Origin of the sequence: Lysobacter sp. 5GHs7-4, from assembly GCF_021284765.1 — a bacterium.
Taxonomy (GTDB): Bacteria; Pseudomonadota; Gammaproteobacteria; order Xanthomonadales; family Xanthomonadaceae; genus Lysobacter.
Genome location: NZ_CP089924.1, coordinates 480,991 through 500,898 on the forward strand (window position 1 = coordinate 480,991; position 19,908 = coordinate 500,898).

The window sequence follows — 19,908 nt, forward strand, 5'->3', positions numbered from 1 at the left end:
AGGCAAAAGCAAATCCCCCCTAGCCCCCCTTTTCCAAAGGGGGGAACCGGTCGGCGCCGTTGTTGGCGCCCAGCACGAATCGAGTCCCCGTGAACGTCCAATTGCATCCCGTAGTCGCTCAGGTCACCCAACGCATCGTCGAACGCAGCCGTGCCCGCCGCGACGCCTACCTGGCGCGCATCGACGCCGCGCAAAGCCAGGGTCCGCAGCGCCGGCGCCTGTCCTGCGGCAACCTCGCCCACGGCTTCGCGGCCTGCGCCGCCGGCGACAAGCAGGCGCTGCGTTCGGGTCATGCGCCCAACCTGGGCATCGTGACCTCCTACAACGACATGCTGTCGGCGCATCAGCCGCTGGAGCGCTATCCCGAACTGCTCAAGGCCGCCGCGCGCGAGGCCGGCGCGACCGCGCAGGTCGCCGGCGGCGTGCCGGCGATGTGCGACGGCGTGACCCAGGGCCGCGAAGGCATGGAGCTGTCGCTGTTCTCGCGCGACGTGATCGCCATGTCGACCGCGATCGCGCTCTCGCACGACATGTTCGATGCCGCGCTGTACCTGGGCGTCTGCGACAAGATCGTGCCGGGCCTGCTGATCGGCGCGCTGCATTTCGGCCATCTGCCGGGCATCTTCGTGCCCGCCGGTCCGATGACCTCGGGCCTGCCCAATGACGAGAAGTCGCGCGTGCGCCAGCGCTACGCCACTGGCGAGGCCAGCCGCGACGAACTGCTCGAAGCCGAGGCGCGCAGCTACCACGGCCCGGGCACCTGCACCTTCTACGGCACCGCCAATTCCAACCAGATGCTGATGGAACTGATGGGCCTGCACCTGCCCGGATCCAGTTTCGTCCATCCCAACACGCCGCTGCGCGACGCACTGACCGCGCAGGCGGCGATGCGCGCGGCGCAGATCACCGCGCTGGGCGAGGACTACCGCCCGATCGGCCGCATCGTCGACGAGCGCGCGATCGTCAACGGCGTGATCGGCCTGCACGCCACCGGCGGCTCCACCAACCACCTGCTGCACCTGATCGCGATCGCGGCCGCGGCCGGGATCGAGCTGCGGCTGGAGGACTTCGACGCCCTGTCCTCGGCGATCCCGCTGCTGTCGCGCGTGTACCCCAACGGCAGCGCCGACGTGAATCATTTTCACGCCGCCGGCGGTCTGGCGTTCCTGATAGGCGAGCTGCTCGACGCCGGTCTTCTGCATGGCGATGTCGAGACGGTGGCCGGCCCCGGCCTCAACCGTTACCGCGTCGAAGCGCGGCTCGAAGGCGATGGGCGCATCGCCTACGTGCCGGCGACCGGCCGCAGCGGCGACCCCTCCGTACTGCGTCCGGTCGCCGAGCCGTTTCGCGCCGACGGCGGCCTGCGCGTGCTGGTCGGCGAACTCGGCACCGCCGCGATCAAGGTCTCGGCCGTGCCCGAAGACCGCTGGGTGGTCGAGGCGCCGTGCCGGGTGTTCAGCGAGCAGCACGAGGTCAAGCAGGCGTTCGAGCGTGGCGAGCTGGACCGCGACGTGGTCGTGGTGGTGCGTTTCCAGGGCCCACGCGCCAACGGCATGCCGGAACTGCACCAGCTCACGCCGACCCTGACGGTGCTGCAAAAGCGCGGCCATCGCGTCGCCCTGGTCACCGACGGCCGCATGTCCGGTGCGTCCGGCCAGGTGCCGGCGGCGATTCATGTCACCCCCGAAGCGGCGTGCGGCGGTCCGTTGGCGCAGCTGCGCGACGGCGACGTGGTGCGCGTGGACGCGGTCGCCGGCACGCTCAGCCTGCGCACGCAGGACGATTGGACGCAGCGCGAACATGCGCGCGCGGACTTGTCTTCCCACCACGTCGGCATGGGCCGCGAATTGTTCGCCGCGTTCCGCGATTACGCCGCGCCGGCGGATCGGGGGGCGGGGGTGTTTGGGCGGGATGAGGTTTGAAGGCGCTTCGATGCATCACGGCGCTTTGATGCGTGAACTCCGCGTGCCAATCGCAACCCAGATCCGTCGTCGCCCCAATCCGTCATTCCCGCGAAGGTGGGCTCTGCTTTACTTCGGCGCAGCCGAACATCCAGTGACTTGGTTGTTGCGACAATCGTGAGGGAGTCGAACGGAGCCGTGCTGCATCGCCGTTCTCCCAGGCATTCGCCGTCTACGCGACATGGCGCTGAAGTCGCTGGATGTTCGGCTGCGCCGAAGTAAAGCAGAGCCCGCTTTCGCGGGAATGACGGCAAAAAAGAAGAGCGCGAAGCAGAAGCAGTACCCGCAACGCCACAACACCATCTGAACTACCAGCACCAGCACCAGCACCAGCACCAGCACCAGCACCAGCACCAGCACCAGCACCAGCAATACCCAAAGCCCCCATCAACCAGCCCACCTCTGGAGCCCCCATGCCCGCCCCCGTCCGCACCGCCTTCCTGTTCGACCTGGACGGCACCCTGGTCGACAGCGTTTACCAGCACGTGCTGGCGTGGAAGCAGGCGCTGGACGCCGACGGCATTCCGTTGTCGGTGTGGCGCATCCACCGCAAGATCGGCATGAGCGGCGGGCTGTTCACCAACATCCTGCTGCGCGAGACCGGGATCGACATCACGCCCGAACGCGTCGAGCGTCTGCATCGCCTGCACGCGCAGGCCTACGGCGATCAGGCCACGCAGATCCGGCCGTTGCCGGGCGCGGTCGAGCTGCTGGCCTACCTCAGCGAGAACGAGATTCCGTGGTCCATCGCCACCAGCGGGCGCATGGAAACCGCGCGTTACAACCTGGCGGCGCTCGGCGTCGATCCGCAGCGCGTGCCGGTGATCACGCGCGACATGGTGCGTCACGCCAAGCCCGATCCGGACCTGTTCCTGGCCGCGGCCGACCGGCTCGGCGCCGATATCGAGCATTCGATCGTGGTCGGCGACAGCATCTGGGACCTGTTGGCCGCGCGGCGCGCGCGCGCCTTGGGCGTGGGCCTGCTGTCGGGCGGTTATGGGCAGGACGAACTCGAACGCGCCGGCGCGTTCCGCGTTTACGAGGATCCGGCCGACCTGCTCAAGCACATCGACGAAGTCGCCGCGCGCGCTTGAGCGCGCGCGATGCCGGCGGTTAGCCTGCACCACGACGAACACTCACGAGGGTTGGCGCCCTCGCTCGCAACGAACCCACGGAGCCCGCGATGAATTCGATCCACGATCTGCAGGAGCGCATCGCCGACGTCTTGGCGCTGGCGCCGGTGGTGCCGGTGCTGGTGATCGACGAGCTCGCCCAGGCGGTGCCGCTGGCGCGCGCCCTGGTCGCCGGCGGCCTGCCCGCGATCGAGGTGACACTGCGCACGCCGGTCGCGCTGGACGCGGTGCGTGCGATCGCCGCCGAAGTGGAGGGCGCGCGGGTCGGCGTGGGCAGCGTGCGCCGGCCGATCGATTTCGCCGATGCGCAGAAGGCCGGCGCGACCTTCGCGGTGTCGCCGGGCGCGTCCGCCGGCCTGATCGTGGCCGCGCAATGCACCGACCTGCCGTGGCTGCCCGGCGCGGCGACCGCATCGGAAGCCATGGCCCTGGCCGAGCACGGCTACCGCTATCTCAAGTTCTTCCCCGCCGAATCGATCGGCGGCACCGGCGCGCTGCGCGGCATCGGCGGCCCGTTGCCGGAACTGCGTTTCTGCGCCACCGGCGGCATCGGCATCGACAATGCGCGCCAGTACCTGGCGCTGGCCAACGTGCCTTGCGTGGGCGGCTCCTGGGTGGCGCCCGCCGCGGCGGTGAAGGCCGGCGATTGGGCGCAGATCGAATCCCTCGCGCGCGCGGCGGCGCAGCTGCGCGGCTAGCCGGCACGCCCGCGGCGATACCTGCAGCGACCGAGGATTGCGCGGTAGCCGTGATTTCGCGGTCGCAGCTCACGCAGCTCCTACAGGGGCGGTCGAAACATCCGTGCTGTCTGTAGGAGCGGCATGAGCCGCGACCGCGACAACACGAACCACAGCGATACCCACAACACCGCAGATTGCGCGGTAGCCGTGGTTTCGCGGTTGCAGTTCGCGCAGCTCTTACAGGGGCGGTCGGACGTCGGCATTCTGTGGGAGCGGCGTAAGCCGCGATTTCTCCACGCCGGGAAGTCCTGCGATACGCGGAGCCTCATCGCGGCTTACGCCGCTCCCACAGAAGGCGATGGTGCCCGTGACGATCGAGCTGACGCCGCGCTTGCCGCATCACGGTCGCGGCTTGCGCCGCACCTACCCAAAGCAGCGGGAACGCGGCGCGTGCGCCACTCACACCTGCGGCGGGCGCGGCGGCGCGGTCGAGCCGCGCACCACCAGGGTCGGGCTGAAGCCTTCGTTGGCCGGCATCTGCAGCGGCTGGTCGGTTTCGCGGCGCAGGTCGGCGATCAGGCGATATGCGGCGTGGCGCGCGATTTCCTCGGTGGCCTGGCGCGCGGTGGTCAGGGTCGGCCAGGACTGCTTGGAAAACGGGCTGTCCTCGAAGCCGGCGATCGACAGGTCGTAGGGCACGTGCATCCCGCTGGACTTGGCGGCGGCGAGCACGCCGGCGGCGATTTCGTCGTTGCTGCCGAAGATCGCGGTCGGCCGATTGGGCAGCGCGAACAGGCGGCGCGCGCCGCGGAAGCCGTCGTCGAAGGAGTAGTCGCCGGGCAGCACCAGGTCCTCGTCCTCGCCGATGCCGTAGTCGCTCAGCGCCTGCGCATAGCCCTTGTAGCGTTCCCAACTGGAGCGGTGCGATTTGCCGCCCCAGAGGAAGCCGATGCGCTGATGGCCGAGTTGGATCATGTGCTCGGTGATGTCGTAGGCGGCGTCGCGGTCGTCCACCCACACGCAGGGCGCGCCGTCCTTCGGGTCTTCGGCGGCCGAGACGATGCGCACCAGGCGGATGCCGTGCGCGACCAGTTCGCTGACCAGCTCCATGCGCTCGGACATCGGCGGCGCCAGCACCAGGCCGGCCAGGCGCGCGCCCTGGACCAGGTCGATCAGGTCGGCGGCCAGCAGCGGCGAGGACGAATCGCAGGGATGGATCTGCAGCCCGTAACCGGTCTCGCGGCAGGCGGCGAGCACGCCGTTCTGCACGCTGATGATGTAGTACGGGTTGGGGTTGTCGTAGACCACGCCGATCGCGTACGGCTGCGCGCTGCGCAGGCTGCGCGCCGACGGGTCGGGGCGGTAGTCGAGTTCGGCGATGGCCTGGTTCACGCGTGCGCGGGTGCGGGCGCGCACGCTGGGCTCGTCGTTGATGACCCGCGAGACGGTTTTCAGCGAGACCTGGGCGCGTTCTGCGACGTCTTTGATCGTGGGTCGGCGCACCGCGGCCTCGGGGTAGTCGTTCGGGAATGCCGCGCATACGGGACACGCGGCCTGGGGTCTAGCCTACTCGGGCGCCGACGCGACGCAAGCGCCGCGCGTGGGCGGCCGGCTTCGGCACAGGGCGGGCGTCGGCGGCCCGCGGTGGCGCACGCGCGACGGACCGGACGCGTGCCCGGCCCGCCGCATCGCGATCAGCCGCGCTGCGCCGCCGCGGCGCCGACCTGTGCGTTGCGGCGCAGGCCGGCGCGGTGGCCGCGCACGGCGAAGTACAGGATGTAGAGGTAGCAGGGGATCATCAGCAGCGCGAACACGGCCTGGAAGTCGTAGTGCTGCTTGAAATGCACGAACAACTGCGGGATCACCGCGCCGCCCGCGATGCCCATGATCAGCAGCGCCGAGCCCTTCTCGGTGAGGCGGCCCAGGCCGCGGATCGCGAGCGGGAAGATCGCCGGCCACATCATCGCGTTGGCGAAGCCCAGCGCAGCGACGAAGCCGACCGAGACGATGCCGTGGGTCAGGTAGGCGCCGATGGTCAGGGCCACGCCGAGCACCGCCGAAATACTCAGATAACGCTCCTGCGAGATGAAGCGCGGGATCGTGACCAGGCCCACCAGGTAGCCGATCAGCATCGCGCCCAGCGTGAAGGAGGTGAAGAACTTGGTCTGGTCCAGCGGCAGGCCGAAGCCGTGGCCGTAGGTGCCGATCGCGTCGCCGGCCATCACCTCCGCGCCGACGTAGACGAAGATGCACAGCGCGCCCAGCCAGACATGCGGAAACTGCAGCAGGCCGGCCTGCTTGCCGCCGGATTCGGATTGCGCGCTTTCGGCATTGACGTCCTCGGCGCGGATTTCCGGCAGGGGCGAGAACAGGATGCCCACCGCGAGCAGCGCCAGCAGCCCGGCCATGACCATGTAGGGCGTATGGATGCGCGCGGCGAACTCGTTGAGCACCGCCGCCTTCGTCGCGGGGTCCGCGCCGGCGACCTGGCTGGCGACGTCGCCCATGCCGTGCATGACCAGCGTGCCGATGACGAACGGCGCCGCCCAGCCGGCGAGCTTGTTGCAGATGCCCATGACCGCGATGCGCTGCGCCGCGCCCTCGATCGGTCCCAGGATGCTGATGTAGGGGTTCACCGCGGTCTGCAGGATCGCCAGGCCCGCGCCGATGACGAACACGCCGGTCACCGCGCCCGGATAGATGCGCTGCGTGGTGTAGTGCCCGAATACGGCCGCGCCGACGGCCATGAGGAACAGGCCCAGCGCCATGCCCTTCTTCATGCCGGTCTTTTTGAGGATCGATGAAGAAGGCAGGGCGAGACAGAAGTAGGAGATGTAGAAGGCGCTCGGGATGAGGAAGGCGAGCGATTCGCTGACGTCGAACGCCAGCTGCGCGAACGAGATCAGCGGGCCGTTGAGCCAGGTGACGAAGCCGAAGATGAAGAACAGCGCGCCGACGATCGCGATCGAGCCGAGATAACGCTGCGGCGGACCGCCGGTATTGGGCGTGGACATGTGATCAGGACTCCCCTCCAGGAAGCGGGGAGCGCCCCGCGGCGTTACGGCCTGTCGCAATGACCTGCACGACATCCGTTGGCTCAAGGTGTCACAACTTTGTCCGACAAGCCAGCCAACGCCCGCAAACCCAGCCCCGACCTGGGCCGGTCCGGCGCGGTCGAATGTTGCGCTGCATCAAGGAAAACGCCGTCAGTTCGCAGTTTTCGTGCGTTCGTTAGGCGTTCGTGACCGCAAGTTGACAACGTTGTCAAATGGTGGGCACTCTCGGCTCCGCCAGCGGGGGCTGGCCGGGACCAATGGAGGGAAACGATGCAGTCGGATTCGAAGCGGACGGCGGTTTCGCCCCGCGCGGCGCAGCCCATGGGCGCCGGAAGGGCGAACGCTCGGCACCTCGCCGCGGCATCGGCCGGGTCGGAGCGGTGCGGATGAGCGCAGCCAGCAAGCTGGCCCCGGCCGCGTCCCCGTTCATCGCCGCCGACGTCGGCGGCACCCACACCCGGGTCGGCCTGGTGCGTGCCGGCGGCCCCGGCGAATGCGCCGTGGCGGTGCTGGCCCATCGCAAGTACGTCTGCGCCGACTCCCCCAGCCTGTCGGCGATCCTGGCCGACTTCCTGGCCGGCGCGGGTGCCGGCGCCGGCGCCGACCGGGTCGCTATCGCCTGTGCGGGCGTGGTCCTGGACGACGCGGTCATCAATTCCAATCTGCCCTGGCGGATTTCGCTGTCCGAGCTGCGCCGCGAGCTAGGCCTGCGCGAAGTGCAGTTCATCAACGATTTCCAGGCCGCCGCCCATGCCGCCCAGTGCATGGCGCCCGGCGATTCCACCCTGCTCACGCTGGGTGTCAGCGATTCGGCGCCGGGTCCGGTGTTGGTGATCGGCCCCGGCACCGGCCTGGGCGCGGCGGTGCGCATCCCGTTCCGCGGCGCCACCGCGGTGCTGCCGACCGAAGCCGGCCATACCGCGTTCGCGCCCGGCAGCGCGCGCGAGATCGAGGTGCTGCGCTGGATGCAGCAGCGCGGTGCGCACGTGTCCACCGAACATCTGGTGTCCGGCCCCGGCCTGGTCAACCTGTACGACGCGCTGTGCGCGATCGACGGCGTCGAGCCCAGCCTGCGCGCGCCGGCCGCGATCACCCAGGCCGCGCGCCGCGGCGATGCGATCGCGCGCGAGGCGGTGCTGACCTTCTGCGCGCTGCTGGGCAGCGTGATCGGCGACCTGACCGTGGTCAGCGGCGCCAAGGCGGTGTTCATCGCCGGCGGCATCCTGCCGCAGCTCAAGGATTTCCTCGACGCCAGCGCGTTCCGCGAGCGCCTGCTCAACAAGGGCGCGATGCGCCCGGTGTTGGAGCGCGTGCCGGTGCGCCTGATCGAGAACGAACAACTCGGCGTCATCGGCGCCGCCAGTTGGTATCTGGAACACGCCAGCCAGGCCTGAGGCCGGCAGCGCGCTACGCAGCATCAGTCGTATTGCCGGCGTCGGCCACCAACGGCGCTGGAACAGGACGTACCAGGCTTCGCCCAATCGACGCAGATCGAGCGGCGGAGAGGACCATAGCCCGAGGGAGAGAACCCAATGAAAGTTCGCAAGACCATTCTGTCCGTCAGTATCGTCGCGGCCCTCGGCTTTGCCGGTCAGGCCGTGGCGCAGGACGCCGCACCCGCTACGCCGGACGCCAAGGACCTGGACACCATCGTCGTCAAGGGCATCCGCGGCGCGATCGAGCAGTCGCTGGACACCAAGCGCGACGACGTCACCCGCGTCGAAGTCATCACCTCCGAAGACATCGGCAAGATGCCGGACAAGAACGTCGCCGACTCGCTCGCGCGCGTACCCGGCGTCAACATCTCGGCGGCCAGCGCCAACGAAGGCGCGTTCGACGAGAACGACCGCGTGTCCATGCGCGGCACCAGCCCCAGCTTCACCCAGACCCTGATCGACGGCCACAACATCGCCACCGGCGACTGGTTCGTGCTCAACCAGACCGGCACGGTGGGCCGCAGCGTGAGCTACTCGCTGCTGCCGGCGGAACTGGTCGACAAGGTGATCGTGCGCAAGTCGTCCGAGGCCAAGCTGGTCGAAGGCGGCGCGGTCGGTAGTGTCGACATCGTCACCCGCAACCCGCTCAACTTCGAGAAGGGGTTCAGCATCTTCGGCTCGGTCGGCGGCGTGTACGCCGAGCAACCGAGCAAGACCGATCCGCAGATCTCGGTGCTGGGCAACTGGAAGAATGAGGACGGCAGCTTCGGCATCACCGTGCAGGCCTTCAGCGAAGAGCGTCATCTGCGCCGCGACGGCCAGGAGTTGCTCGGCTACGAGGCTATCGGCCCCAACACCGCCGCCGGCGTCGCCCATCCGGATTTGGTCGGCGTGTTCTTCCCGACCCTCCTGGGCTCGGCGCTGTTCGAGCAGGAACGCAAGCGCACCGGCGGCATGTTCACGGCACAGTGGAAGCCGGCCGACAACTTCGAACTGGAAGCCAATTACTTCCGCTCGGATATGAAGGCCGACAACTACAACCGCAACTACATGATCTGGGGCAGCCGCATCATTAACGGTACCTCCGGAACCAACGGCCAGGTGCCGCTGCCGGGCTACGTGGTGCGCAACAACACCCTGGTCTCGGCCAACTTCGCGCCGACTCCAGGTGCCAACCCGTCCAACGCTTTCGGCATCTACGATCAGATCTCGCGTCCGGGCGCCAAGTCCAGCACCGAGTTCTTCAGCCTGGAAGGCAAGTGGGACGTCAGTGACAAGCTGCGTCTATCGGCCCAGGCCGGCACCTCCGAAGGCCACGGCGAAACCCCGGTGCAGGACGTGGCCGAGTGGGACGTGGGCCTCAACAGCGGCGGCGGTTGGGGCATCAACGGCATCGGCGCGGCCGACTGGCATCTGGGCAACGCCAACACGGGCGCGCCTGGCATTCCCAACACCGACTATCGCCTGGATTGGATCTTCGGTTTCCAGGACATCGATGTGGAGGACAAGGAAGACTGGGGCCAGATCGACGGCACCTACTTCTTCGACGGCGGCCTGGTCAGCTCGATCGACTTCGGCGTGCGCCACGCGCAGCACGAGCGCAACCTCGACCAGGTCACCGCGCAGGGCCCGAACTTCGCCCTGCCGCAGGACCCGTTCAATCCGGCCAACTGGCCACAGGGCTTCAGCAACTACCCGGGCGATTTCGCCAACGGCATCGGCGGCAACTTCCCGCGCAACATCTGGTACTTCTCGCCTGAAAGTCTTGCCGCGTTCAACCGTCTGGCCAACCGCGATCCGGTTTCGCGTTTCTACTTCCTCGGGGCCTACGGCCTGGAAGAGCAAAGCACCGCCGCTTACGGCCAGCTCAACTTCCAGGGTGAGCGCTGGACGGCCAACGTCGGCCTGCGTTACGTGGAGACCAAGGAGGAGGTCACCAACTATGTCCAGGCGACCAATCCCAACGCTCCCGGCGTGATCACGACTTCGGCCTTTGGCCCCTACCAGGTCGAAGTCACCAAGAACACGTACAAGGACTGGCTGCCGAGCGCGAACCTCAAGCTCGACATCACCGACGACGTGGTCCTGCGCCTGGCGGCTTCGCGCACCCTGACCCGACCGGACTTCTCGGCCATCGCGGGCGCGGTCTCGCTGCTTCCGCCGTCCGCGGCCGGTGGCGTCGGCAACGGCACCGGCGGCAACCCGAACCTCGCCCCGATCCTGTCGACCAACCTCGACGCGACCGTGGAGTGGTACTACGGCGAGCGCGCGCTGTTCTCCTTCGGCGTGTTCAGCATGAACATCGACAACTACGTCTCGCTGGCCAATGTGCGTCGTCAGTACCTCACGATCGACGCGTTGCGACCCAACGGCGTCCTGGTCGATTACGACGTCACTATCCCGGTCAACTCCGGTGCCAAGGTCAACGGTTTCGAGCTGGCGTGGGAAGGCCCGATCGGCGACTACTTCGGCGCGTTCGCGAACTACACTTATGCCGAGGCTGACACCGACGACGGCACGCCGATGCTGGGCACGTCCGAGAACACCTACAACGTCGGCCTGTGGTTCGAGAACGATCGCTTCAATGCGCGCGTCAACTACACCTACCGCTCCGAGTTCTACAGCGGCCTGGATCGCAACTCGGCCTTCTATCAGGACGAAATCGACACCGTGTCGGCCTCGTTCGGTTACAAGATCAACGACCACATGGCCTTGAGCCTGGATGCGATGAACCTCAACAACCCCAAGACTACGTACTACGCTACGAAGGACCGTCCGCGCTCGGTCTACGAGAACGGCCGCCAGTACTATCTGAACTTCCGCTTCAACTACTGAGGCGGATGGGGGCGGTAAGCGCCGTACCGTCGTCGGGCCCCGGTCTGGCGATGGTGCGGTTCGCCGTTGGCTCACCGCACCCCATGGTTCGACGGCATTCGGCCCGACGCAAGGCGGGCCGGACGCGCATAGCTGCGACAGCGGGCCCGGTTATGCCGGGCCTTGTTGTTGTAAGAGTGGCGGTTTGAAATTCCGGACGGGCACGACCTTGGGGGGAGCGATGAGCAGCAAACGCATGGGGGCGGCGCTGGCCGCGGTAGTGACGCTGACGCTGGTGTTGCCGGCCTGCCAGCGCGGCGGCCAGGAGGCGACGACCGAAATGCCGGCCGCGCAGGCCTCGCAGCGCACGCCGGTGATTCCGCTGCCGGCCAAGGTGCTCGCGCGCGAAGGCCGCTTCGTGCTCGATGCGGCCACGCGCCTGCAGGCCGCCGGCGGCAACGCCGACGCGGCGCGGATCGCGCGAGACTTCGCCGCGCGCGTGCAGCGCATGCGCGGTTTCGCGCCCAACGTGGACGCCAGCGGTGCGGCCCAGGGCGAGGCCCAGGCCACGGTGGTGTTCGCGATCGACAAGCAGGCCGCGTTGCCCAGCGACGAGGCCTACACGCTGGAGATCGGCCCCGAAGGCGCGCGCATCGAAGCGCGCGCGCCGGCCGGTCTGTTCTATGGCGCGGTGACGCTGTGGCAGTTGGCCACCGCCGACGGTGCGCGCGGCGCGGCGACCATCGCCGCGCAACGCATCGAGGACGCGCCGCGCTTCGGCTGGCGCGGCCTGATGCTGGATTCGGCGCGGCATTTCCAGAGCGTCGAGCAGGTCAAGGCGTTGATCGACCAGATGGCGCTGCACAAGCTCAACACCTTCCACTGGCATCTCACCGACGACCAGGGTTGGCGGATCGAGATCAAGAAGTATCCCAAGCTCACGCAAGTCGGCAGCTGCCGCATCCCGGCCGGCGCGTCCGGTCACGACCCGGCCACCGGCGCGCCGATCCCGTACTGCGGCTATTACACCCAGGACCAGATCCGCGACGTGGTGCGCTACGCCGCCGAGCGTTACGTGACCATCGTGCCGGAGATCGAAATGCCCGGCCACGCCCAGGCCGCGATCGCCGCCTATCCCGAGTTGGGCGTGAGCGACGTGCTCAAGGCGCCGCCGCCGGTGTCGCCGGACTGGGGCGTGCACACCTATCTGTTCAACACCCAGGACAGCACCTTCGTGTTCCTGGAGGACGTGCTGGCCGAAGTCACCGCGCTGTTCCCCGGCCGCTACATCCACATCGGCGGCGACGAGGCGGCCAAGGACCAGTGGCAGGCCTCGCCCAGCATCCAGGCGCAGAAGGCCGCGTTGGGGCTGAAGGACGAGATGGCGATGCAGAGCTGGTTCGTGGCGCGCATCGAGAAGTACCTGGGCAGCCACAACCGCAGCCTGATCGGCTGGGACGAGATCCTCGAAGGCGGCTTGCCGCCGCGCGCGACGGTGATGTCCTGGCGCGGCATCAAGGGCGCGGTCGAAGCCGCGCGTTCGGGCCACGACGTGGTGCTGGCGCCGGCGCCGGACCTGTATTTCGATCACGTGCAAAGCGACAACGACGACGAGGCCACCGGCCGCATGGCGGCGATGACGCTCAAGTCCGTGTACGGCTTCGAACCGGTGCCGGCCGAACTCACGCCCGAGCAGGGCAAGCACGTGCTGGGCGCGCAGGCCAATCTGTGGACCGAGCACAAGCGCACCTTCGAGGCCGTCGAGCGCGCCTACTTCCCGCGTACCGCGGCGCTGGCTGAGGCGGTGTGGTCGCCCAAGGGCGCGCGCGATTGGGACGGCTTCCTGCGCCGCCTGGTGCCGCAGATGGCGCGCTATCAGGCGCAGAACGTGCAGGCCTCCGACGCCGCTTTCGCGGTGCGTTTCCAGGTCGAGCGCGACGGTCAGGGCCAGCCGCAGCTGAAGTTGTCCAATCAGGTCGGTTTCGGCCAGATCCGCTACCTGGAAGGCAAGGGCGAGGTGAACGCGCAATCGGCCGCCTACGCCGGGCCGCTGGCGCTGCGTCCGCCGACCGTGTTCCAGGCCGCGACCTACGTCGACGGCCGCGCGCTGTCGGCGCCGCGCCGGTACGCGCCGGCCGATCTGGCCGCGCTCACGCAGCGCACCGGCAACCGCCTGCGCCAATGCCAGGGCGGCCTGAACCTGCGCATGGAAGACGATGCGCCGGCCGACGGCATCGGCGGCCGCTCGCCGCGCGCGGTGTTGCTGGCCGACGTGTTCGATCCGTGCTGGATCTACGAAGGCGCGGCGCTGGATCAGGTCGGCGCGATCGAAGTGCGGGTCGGGCAGGTGCCGTTCAACTACCAGCTGTGGCACGACACGCCCAAGGTGGTCACGCGCGCCGCCAACGGCGCCGAGGGCGCGCTGGAAGTGCGCGCCGACCACTGCCAGGGCGCGCTGGTGGCGACCCTGCCGCTGGGCTCGGCGCGCCGCACCGCCGGTCTCACCACGCTGCGCGCCAAGCTCGTCCCGACCGCGGGCACCCACGACCTGTGCCTGGTCTTCGCCAGCGGCAGCCACGACCCATTGTGGGCGATCGAGCGCGTGACCCTGCAGCCGCGTTAAGCCACGCCAGGCAGGCCCCGGCGCGCGCCGGGGCCTGAAACAGCACGATTCAACGCAGAAACCGTGATCGACAGCCCGCTCCGGACCCCGCTCGGGTTAGCATGTAGGGGTATCAGGGGGATCCATCGATCATGCGTATTCGTAGTCTGTTGTTGACGGCCGTGCTGGCCGTGTCCGGAACCGCCGCGGCCCAGACCGCCACGCCGCAGCTGCCCAAGCCCGCCGAGTTCTACTTCGACGCCGACGCCAACACCGCCAAGCCGGTGATCGTGGTGCGCGAGACCGGCGAGGTGGCGATGCAGAAGCTCAGCCGCATCCTCGAGCGCAAGGCCGGCGCCGACGCCGAAGCCGCGCAGCTCGCGCACCTGGCGATGGAAGCCGGCCGCGTCGACCTGGGCCGTCAGCTGTACGCGCGCGCGCTGTCCGGCCTGGACGCCACCGACGGCATCTGGCGTTCGGTGGTGTGGAACTACGGCTGGGATCTGTACCGCGCCGGCGACGACAAGGGCGCGTTCGAACAGTGGCGCACGCTGCACGCCTCGCGCGGCGTCACCGCCAGCTGGATGCCGCCGACCTTCGCCCTGGTGCTGTGGTCGATGGGCCGCAAGGACGAAGCCGTGCAGTGGTACGCCGCCGCCGTGCGCACCGAGCCGATGCAGTGGAACAGCAGCGCCCAGTACGCGCGCCTGCTGCCGACCTGGACCGAGGACGAGCGCAAGACCCTGGCGGAAGTGCAGGCGGCTTGGGCGGCGAATCCGCCGAAGTGGCCGTGACGATCTGACAACGCATGCTTAAGAATTTTTTATCAGAAGCAAGTTCTAGATCCGGTCCTCCAGGATGTAATCGAAATAACTAATAGTCTTCTGTGTCTCTCAGATAGACGTAGAGTGCATTGTCGGGTAAGTGCGCAGCGATCGTTGAAATTATCTCATGCGATATTTTAATGTCCGGGGCAAAATCTGCCATTACCTCCGTTTCAATGATGGAGATTGTTTCAGCATGCTCATCTGAAGCGGGCTGATCTAAAAAAAATAATAGCTTAAAGTTTTTATCAGACAATGATTCATAAGCCACAGCCAGCAGCTCAGGAAAAATCTCTCCGAGTACTGCGCGCTTTAGGCTTAAGTAAATGTCTGAGTTGATCGTCTGATTCATTGATCCGGCCTTGATGGGACAATATGTATGCCGTTTTTGCCGTAATGAATAATCCCGTTGGTCGTCGGGGTGGCATTGCCGGCTGGATCGACATAGTTACCTATTTCTTCGCCAAAGTTGACGCGTTCTTTCGAGCCGGGACGACCAACTTCGATCGAATTGATTGACTGGCCCGTTCCAGCGCGCCTGCCGAGCACTTCAGGATCTCCAGTTAGTATGCTTTTGCCCGGTTGATAGTTGTTGTGCCCCATCTGATGCTTACCTTGTTGGCCCGCATGGATTCTTGGCGATGGACCATGCATTAGTCCCAGCCCGCTGTTTTTTCCGCGGCTCACTGTGGCAAGGACAACAACAGTTGCGATTTGAGTGATGTTCTCTTTTGTCAGCTCAGGCTTGGAGGCAAATTGCTTCAGCCCATCCATTATGGCCGCGCCTCGGAGCGCACCGCCACCCTCGGTGGTCGCGGCACGTTCGCCGCTTTCCCAAACCCGGCGCTGTTCAGGCGTAAGAAACATGCTTGCGCTTCCGCCATATGCAGCTTCCTGTCGGCCGTCAGGGTCCGTAAATCGATATGGATTGTTTGCGGCGTACTTGTAGCGATTAAAGTTGTTCCCCGTGTTGGCGACGCTCCTGGCCGGGTCGGTGCTCAAGAATTTCCCAAGCGTAGAGTCGTAATACCGCTGCTGCATATATGTCAGCCCGGTTGCCCCATCCATCACATGACCGGTGTAACCGATGCCGTCGACCGTTTTGTTGATCGCACTGCCGTATGGCTCGTAGTTGGTGCGTTCAATAAGCGCGCCACTCGTACTCGTCATTCCTACGGGGCTGCCCAACGCGTCGGTGTGCTGATACTTGGTCGCAATGATGGTGTTGCTGGGCCAGTTATGGTCGACCGTAGCGATTGGACTGCCGCCGAGGTAGACGATCTCCTGCGTAGTCTGGACGCCGTTCGCTTTCAGTAGCGAATTGAACAGGTATTGTCCCGACTGGCCGTACTGATGCCACTGCTGGTCGCCGTTGTCCTTGGCGATCTTGGTGCGGCGGCCGAACCCGTCATAGCGATAGTTCTCCTTGCCAGCCACCCAACGCAAGCGATTGCCATAGTCGAAGCCGTACTGCTGGCTGTTCTTGGCGTTGACGTTACCCTGCAGGTCGTAGCCAAGGGCGGTGATGCTGGCGCCACCGCTGTTCAGGACGTTGGTCAGTTGATTCTTGGCGTTGTACCAGTAGGTGTGCTCACGCACGCCGGGATGGATGACAGAACGCAGGTTGTCGATCGGGTCGTATGCGTAATCGATCCAGTGGTTGGTGCCGCCGAACATGAGCGAGCCCGCGCGTAATAGGCGGTCTAGCGCGTCGTATTCCAGGTAGCGATGGAAATTGGCACCTTGAGCGTTGTCGTTGATCTGAGTGGTGTTGCCGTTCTGGTCGTAGGTGTAAGAGAAGCCAGAGAGCCCACCATCGTTGACTGTCCACGGCAGTTGCCGTGCGTTCTGCCACATCTCATGCACGAGGCCGTTGCCGTAGGTGAATTGCTTGATGGCGCCGTTGGGGTGATAGCTGACCGCGGAAGCGTACGTGCCGGTCGTGCTGCTGCCTGGTGCGGTGACCACCTTTGTGGCTTGGCCCAGAGCGTTGGGCGCATAGTCCAGTAGTAGCCCGGTCGGGTAGGACTGCCAGCGTAGATTGCCGTTGATGTCGTACTCGTAGCCTAGGCGCCAACTGTAGGCACCTGGCTCTTCGACATGCTCGGCCAGCAGCATGCCGCGCTTGTTGTATTCATATCGGTTCACCACCGCCGCGGTGTAGTTCAAACCGTTATAGGTGGTGATCGAAGCCGGTTGGCCGTCCTTCGTATAAGTCCACGTTTGGTCGCCCAGGCCGTTCGGAAAGCCCATTTGGTACAGGCGGTTCCTGGCGTCGTAACTGCGATTGACGGTCCGGCCGGCGTTATAGGCGACGGTCTGGTCGCAATGCGTGGCGCTGAGGCCCGACAATCCAGCGGCCGACCAAAGGAGGTTGTCGTTGTAGTCGTAACCCAAGACCGTGGAGCCGGTTTCAGGCTCATCAGTGCGGCAGACCCGATTGGCGACATCGTAGAAGTACGAGCGCTCGACCTGAATGGCCTGGCTGGCATAAGTACCCGAGCGTCGCACCGTCTTCGGGCGTAGGAAGAACCCCGCATCCCGGACGATCGTTGTGGTGATGCCCGCGGGCTCAATAATCTCGATCGGATAGTCGGTGGTGGGCTCGTCCCATGCTGCGTAGCGCGTATGGGTCTGGTGCCCGCGCGGGTTGGTGACCACGATGTCGCCGCCAGTCGAATAGGCGGTGGTCGTGGTCAGTTTGCCCAGCTCCGAGTCCTGCTCGACCTTGGTCGTCCGGCCCAGCGCGTCGTAGGTGGTCCAGGTGCCGGTGTTGAGGTTCCAGTTGCCGTCCGCGTATGGGTTGCGCGGATAGGAGGCGAAGGTCTTCCGCCCGTCGTGATCAAAGGCGTTACGGACGATCCGGTACGTGCCGTTAGAGTCGGCGATATCGCGCTCGTACTGCAGTACCGGACGCCAAAGGCCATCGAACAGGGTCAGCTTTTCGTAGTTGCCCTGCACCACCATCTGCCGCCAATGACCGGCGGGCATGCCCATTTCCTCCTGATGGACCTGCTGGAACGAGAACAGTTTATCGGCCCAAGGAGCCGTGTCGCCGATGGGGTAGATGATCCGCGACAGCCGGCCCATGATGTCGTACTGGTAGCTGGTCTTGTCGCCGTTCTCGTCTACGGTCCAATCGATCCAGCCGTTGTCGTTGACGAGCGCAGACTCCGTGCTGCCCGCGGGTGATTCTGGCGTGGCCGGATGCTGGATTGCTTGTGGAATACCACGCTTCCAGTTCGACAAGATAGTAACGTTGTTGTTGCCGTCCTTGACCGTCGCGATGGTGCCGTCGGCGTTGTAGGTCAACGTCTGGCGCACGAAGCCGAAGCTGGAAAAACTCAGGGGTGCCGCGGTGGTCGGGTCGTAAGCGGCGGACGTCGGGACCACTCCGTTGGTCGAAACCGACGCCAGTTGGCCTAGCACCCATTTGGATAAATTATCGTGGTACGCGCTGGTATCCGTGCGCGCGTAACCGCCATTCATAGTGCTTGAGCGAACGACCTGCTTCGGGCGCGCGAATTCGTCGTAAGTGACGGTGTCTAAAGTGTATGCGACGCCTTCGCGATTCGTTGCTTTTGACTTGAGCGGTCGCAGAAATTCTTCTTCGTTGCTGCAGATGTAACAAGGAAGCTTGCCAAGTGTTGATGGGAAGGGTTGCCCGGCGCTACTCAACAGGTAAGTAGTCGATTCGCTTTCCATGACGGCTGAGTCTTTGCCGCGCTCGACGGAAAGCGCCTTGCCCTCTAATCGGTTGAACCTATTGCTGAAGGTATACCTAGTCCAGGTGCCATCTGGATTTGTCACCTTCGTCGCGCTGGTCTCAGGACAAGATTGGGATTGGCATTCGCTGTCGAAACTTCCATTGGTGGGGCTGTATTCGAAAATAAAGTTCAACGGGCTCGCAATCCCTGGTCCGCTTATCTGCTTCGATGAGAGCGACTGGATGGGTACAAGTTTATGCTCAAGATGAAAGGAGTTGCTGCCTGACCACATGCACTGATTTGGAACGTAAGACCGTCCGTATCTGCGGCGCAAGAAGGAGAATGTTCCAGTAGCTCCCGAGGGATGGGTGATAGAACCACTCTTAACATCTGCCACCAGATTGCCCATGTCGGCGCAGCTTCTAGCGCCATCAGTGTAGGCACCAAAAACGTTCTGAAGACTGATTGTCCAGTTGCTGGCGTCCGGAAGAGTCACTTGATCGAGAAGGCCAGCTGTCGAGTAACGATAGGTCCATGTACGCCCATGGGCGTTCAGGTTCGAGATCCGACCCTGGCCGTCGTATACGACAGATATCTGCCTGCCATCGCTTGATGATATGGAAAGGAGCTTTGACGGAGATGCCGAATCGTAGGTATAGGTAACCTGGTTGCCGAAGCGATCTCGGACTTTCGTAGGAAGAATCCAAACCTCTTCCCGTTCGAGTCGCGTCCACAAAGTAAAAGGAGGCTGCCCGCCTTCTTTTTCGACGCTCCTTGTTATGCGCTTTGCGAACCAGTCAAACCAGTACTTAGTGCCATCTGGTGACGTTGCGAGGAATGCTTCTCCGGGAACTCCATTTGCGGTCGCGGGGAGACAACTCAACACCCATTGGTCATTCGTGATCCATTTGTACGAAGCGCTATCGGACGGCCGTTGAGCGGACGTCCCAATGACCATGAGCTTTTTGTCGCCAGTTCCTGGAATGTAAAGCTTATTTCCATACCAAAACTCATAGCTCTGGAATGCAAGGTTTTGCGGCTGTCCGTACGCTGCTGGCGGTCCTGCTGTCGAAGGCTGGGACGTATCGATGGAGCATCGCTGGTTCGGCTGTCCCTGTGTCGACACCTGCCATCCAGTAGCATTGGCTCCCGGAGTGCGTGCGAAGACGCCATGCAAATGAGGGATCTCAATATCCCAGTCCCCAAACAATCCTGGCGGCCTGCCGTCCGCTACCGCAAACCGCCTGCCAATCTTCACGGCGAGCTCATTGTTCCCAGGGAGCTCCACATCGGTTGCGACGAACTCAGTCGATCCGGTGTATAGATCGGTCTTGTCGCCAAATGCTGAAGAATCGAGTGCAGCCACATCGGTACGGCGCTTGATGAGCTCGGGGTAGTCCTGCCCAGGGCGGATGGCATTCTGAGCTTCGGCCGGAAGCGCCAAGGCGCACAGCAAAACGCCAACTGTCGACAAGCTAAAGTTCTTCACGTATGTCCCCTGCCTGATCGTTACAAATGTCCCAGCGAGTGGGCGCGGCAGAATGACTCTAGCTCGTTTTCTTACCGCTGGAGCGTCAGGAAACAGTCGCAACGCCAACGCCCCGATTTTTGATGCCGATTGACGTATGAAATGGCAGTGCAATGCGCGGCTTGTGTGACTTCTAGGCGCAAACGCATGCCGTCAGGTCTTAGCGA

At 65.2% G+C, this 19,908-nt stretch carries 12 protein-coding genes; 7 read left to right on the forward strand and 5 right to left on the reverse strand.

Going from position 1 to position 19,908, the window contains the following annotated elements; translation table 11 throughout:
- Window positions 1-89: 89 nt before the first annotated feature.
- Window positions 90-1,922 (forward strand): phosphogluconate dehydratase, encoded by a 1,833-nt coding sequence (gene edd, locus LVB77_RS02030; RefSeq protein ID WP_232908559.1) that lies wholly within the window; start codon window positions 90-92, stop codon window positions 1,920-1,922.
- A gap of 108 nt (window positions 1,923-2,030) precedes the next feature.
- On the opposite strand, the gene LVB77_RS02035 is transcribed toward edd, so the two are convergent.
- Window positions 2,031-2,333: a hypothetical protein gene (locus LVB77_RS02035; protein WP_232908560.1), complete on the reverse strand. Its 303-nt coding sequence runs from the start codon at window positions 2,331-2,333 to the stop codon at window positions 2,031-2,033.
- 41 nt (window positions 2,334-2,374) lie between these two features.
- Between LVB77_RS02035 and LVB77_RS02040 the strand changes: the two genes are divergently transcribed.
- Together LVB77_RS02040 and eda are read left to right on the forward strand one after the other, a co-directional pair.
- On the forward strand, window positions 2,375-3,055 hold the full coding sequence (locus LVB77_RS02040) for an HAD family hydrolase (RefSeq protein ID WP_232908561.1): 681 nt from the start codon (window positions 2,375-2,377) through the stop codon (window positions 3,053-3,055).
- A gap of 89 nt (window positions 3,056-3,144) precedes the next feature.
- Entirely contained in the window at window positions 3,145-3,792 is a 648-nt protein-coding gene (gene eda / locus LVB77_RS02045) for a bifunctional 4-hydroxy-2-oxoglutarate aldolase/2-dehydro-3-deoxy-phosphogluconate aldolase (protein WP_232908562.1), read from the forward strand.
- A 441-nt stretch (window positions 3,793-4,233) separates the two neighbouring features.
- Here the strand turns inward: eda and LVB77_RS02050 are convergent, their stop codons facing one another.
- Together LVB77_RS02050 and LVB77_RS02055 are read right to left on the reverse strand one after the other, a co-directional pair.
- Window positions 4,234-5,277, reverse strand: a complete 1,044-nt coding sequence (locus tag LVB77_RS02050) for a LacI family DNA-binding transcriptional regulator (RefSeq protein ID WP_232908563.1) — start codon at window positions 5,275-5,277, stop codon at window positions 4,234-4,236.
- A 191-nt stretch (window positions 5,278-5,468) separates the two neighbouring features.
- Complete coding sequence (locus LVB77_RS02055) at window positions 5,469-6,788, reverse strand: sugar MFS transporter (RefSeq protein WP_232908564.1); 1,320 nt, start codon at window positions 6,786-6,788, stop codon at window positions 5,469-5,471.
- A 428-nt stretch (window positions 6,789-7,216) separates the two neighbouring features.
- Between LVB77_RS02055 and LVB77_RS02060 the strand changes: the two genes are divergently transcribed.
- The 4 genes from LVB77_RS02060 to LVB77_RS02075 all read left to right on the forward strand — a co-directional run bounded on the left by LVB77_RS02060 (window position 7,217) and on the right by LVB77_RS02075 (window position 14,476).
- Window positions 7,217-8,224 carry a glucokinase gene (locus tag LVB77_RS02060; protein WP_232908565.1) on the forward strand — a complete coding sequence of 336 codons (1,008 nt, stop codon included), beginning with the start codon at window positions 7,217-7,219 and terminating at the stop codon, window positions 8,222-8,224.
- A gap of 138 nt (window positions 8,225-8,362) precedes the next feature.
- Window positions 8,363-11,101, forward strand: a complete 2,739-nt coding sequence (locus LVB77_RS02065) for a TonB-dependent receptor (protein WP_232908566.1) — start codon at window positions 8,363-8,365, stop codon at window positions 11,099-11,101.
- 220 nt (window positions 11,102-11,321) lie between these two features.
- Complete coding sequence (locus tag LVB77_RS02070) at window positions 11,322-13,703, forward strand: family 20 glycosylhydrolase (protein ID WP_232908567.1); 2,382 nt, start codon at window positions 11,322-11,324, stop codon at window positions 13,701-13,703.
- A gap of 131 nt (window positions 13,704-13,834) precedes the next feature.
- Window positions 13,835-14,476 carry a tetratricopeptide repeat protein gene (locus tag LVB77_RS02075; RefSeq protein ID WP_232908568.1) on the forward strand — a complete coding sequence of 214 codons (642 nt, stop codon included), beginning with the start codon at window positions 13,835-13,837 and terminating at the stop codon, window positions 14,474-14,476.
- Window positions 14,477-14,555: 79 nt separating this feature from the next.
- On the opposite strand, the gene LVB77_RS02080 is transcribed toward LVB77_RS02075, so the two are convergent.
- On the reverse strand, window positions 14,556-14,858 hold the full coding sequence (locus LVB77_RS02080; RefSeq protein ID WP_232908569.1) for a hypothetical protein: 303 nt from the start codon (window positions 14,856-14,858) through the stop codon (window positions 14,556-14,558).
- The gene (locus tag LVB77_RS02085) at window positions 14,855-19,702 is read right to left on the reverse strand and encodes a polymorphic toxin type 50 domain-containing protein (protein ID WP_232908570.1); all 4,848 of its coding nucleotides are present in this window, start codon (window positions 19,700-19,702) and stop codon (window positions 14,855-14,857) included. The genes LVB77_RS02080 and LVB77_RS02085 overlap by 4 nt, the downstream gene beginning before the upstream one ends.
- Window positions 19,703-19,908: the final 206 nt, after the last annotated feature.

Coding starts and splice junctions, on each gene's coding strand:
- LVB77_RS02040 (WP_232908561.1), top strand. CDS start 2,375: ATGCCCGCCCCCGTCCGCACCGCCTTCCTGTTCGACCTGGACGGCACC.
- eda (WP_232908562.1), top strand. CDS start 3,145: ATGAATTCGATCCACGATCTGCAGGAGCGCATCGCCGACGTCTTGGCG.
- LVB77_RS02055 (WP_232908564.1), bottom strand. CDS start 6,788: ATGTCCACGCCCAATACCGGCGGTCCGCCGCAGCGTTATCTCGGCTCG.
- LVB77_RS02060 (WP_232908565.1), top strand. CDS start 7,217: ATGAGCGCAGCCAGCAAGCTGGCCCCGGCCGCGTCCCCGTTCATCGCC.
- LVB77_RS02065 (WP_232908566.1), top strand. CDS start 8,363: ATGAAAGTTCGCAAGACCATTCTGTCCGTCAGTATCGTCGCGGCCCTC.
- LVB77_RS02070 (WP_232908567.1), top strand. CDS start 11,322: ATGAGCAGCAAACGCATGGGGGCGGCGCTGGCCGCGGTAGTGACGCTG.
- LVB77_RS02075 (WP_232908568.1), top strand. CDS start 13,835: ATGCGTATTCGTAGTCTGTTGTTGACGGCCGTGCTGGCCGTGTCCGGA.
- LVB77_RS02080 (WP_232908569.1), bottom strand. CDS start 14,858: ATGAATCAGACGATCAACTCAGACATTTACTTAAGCCTAAAGCGCGCA.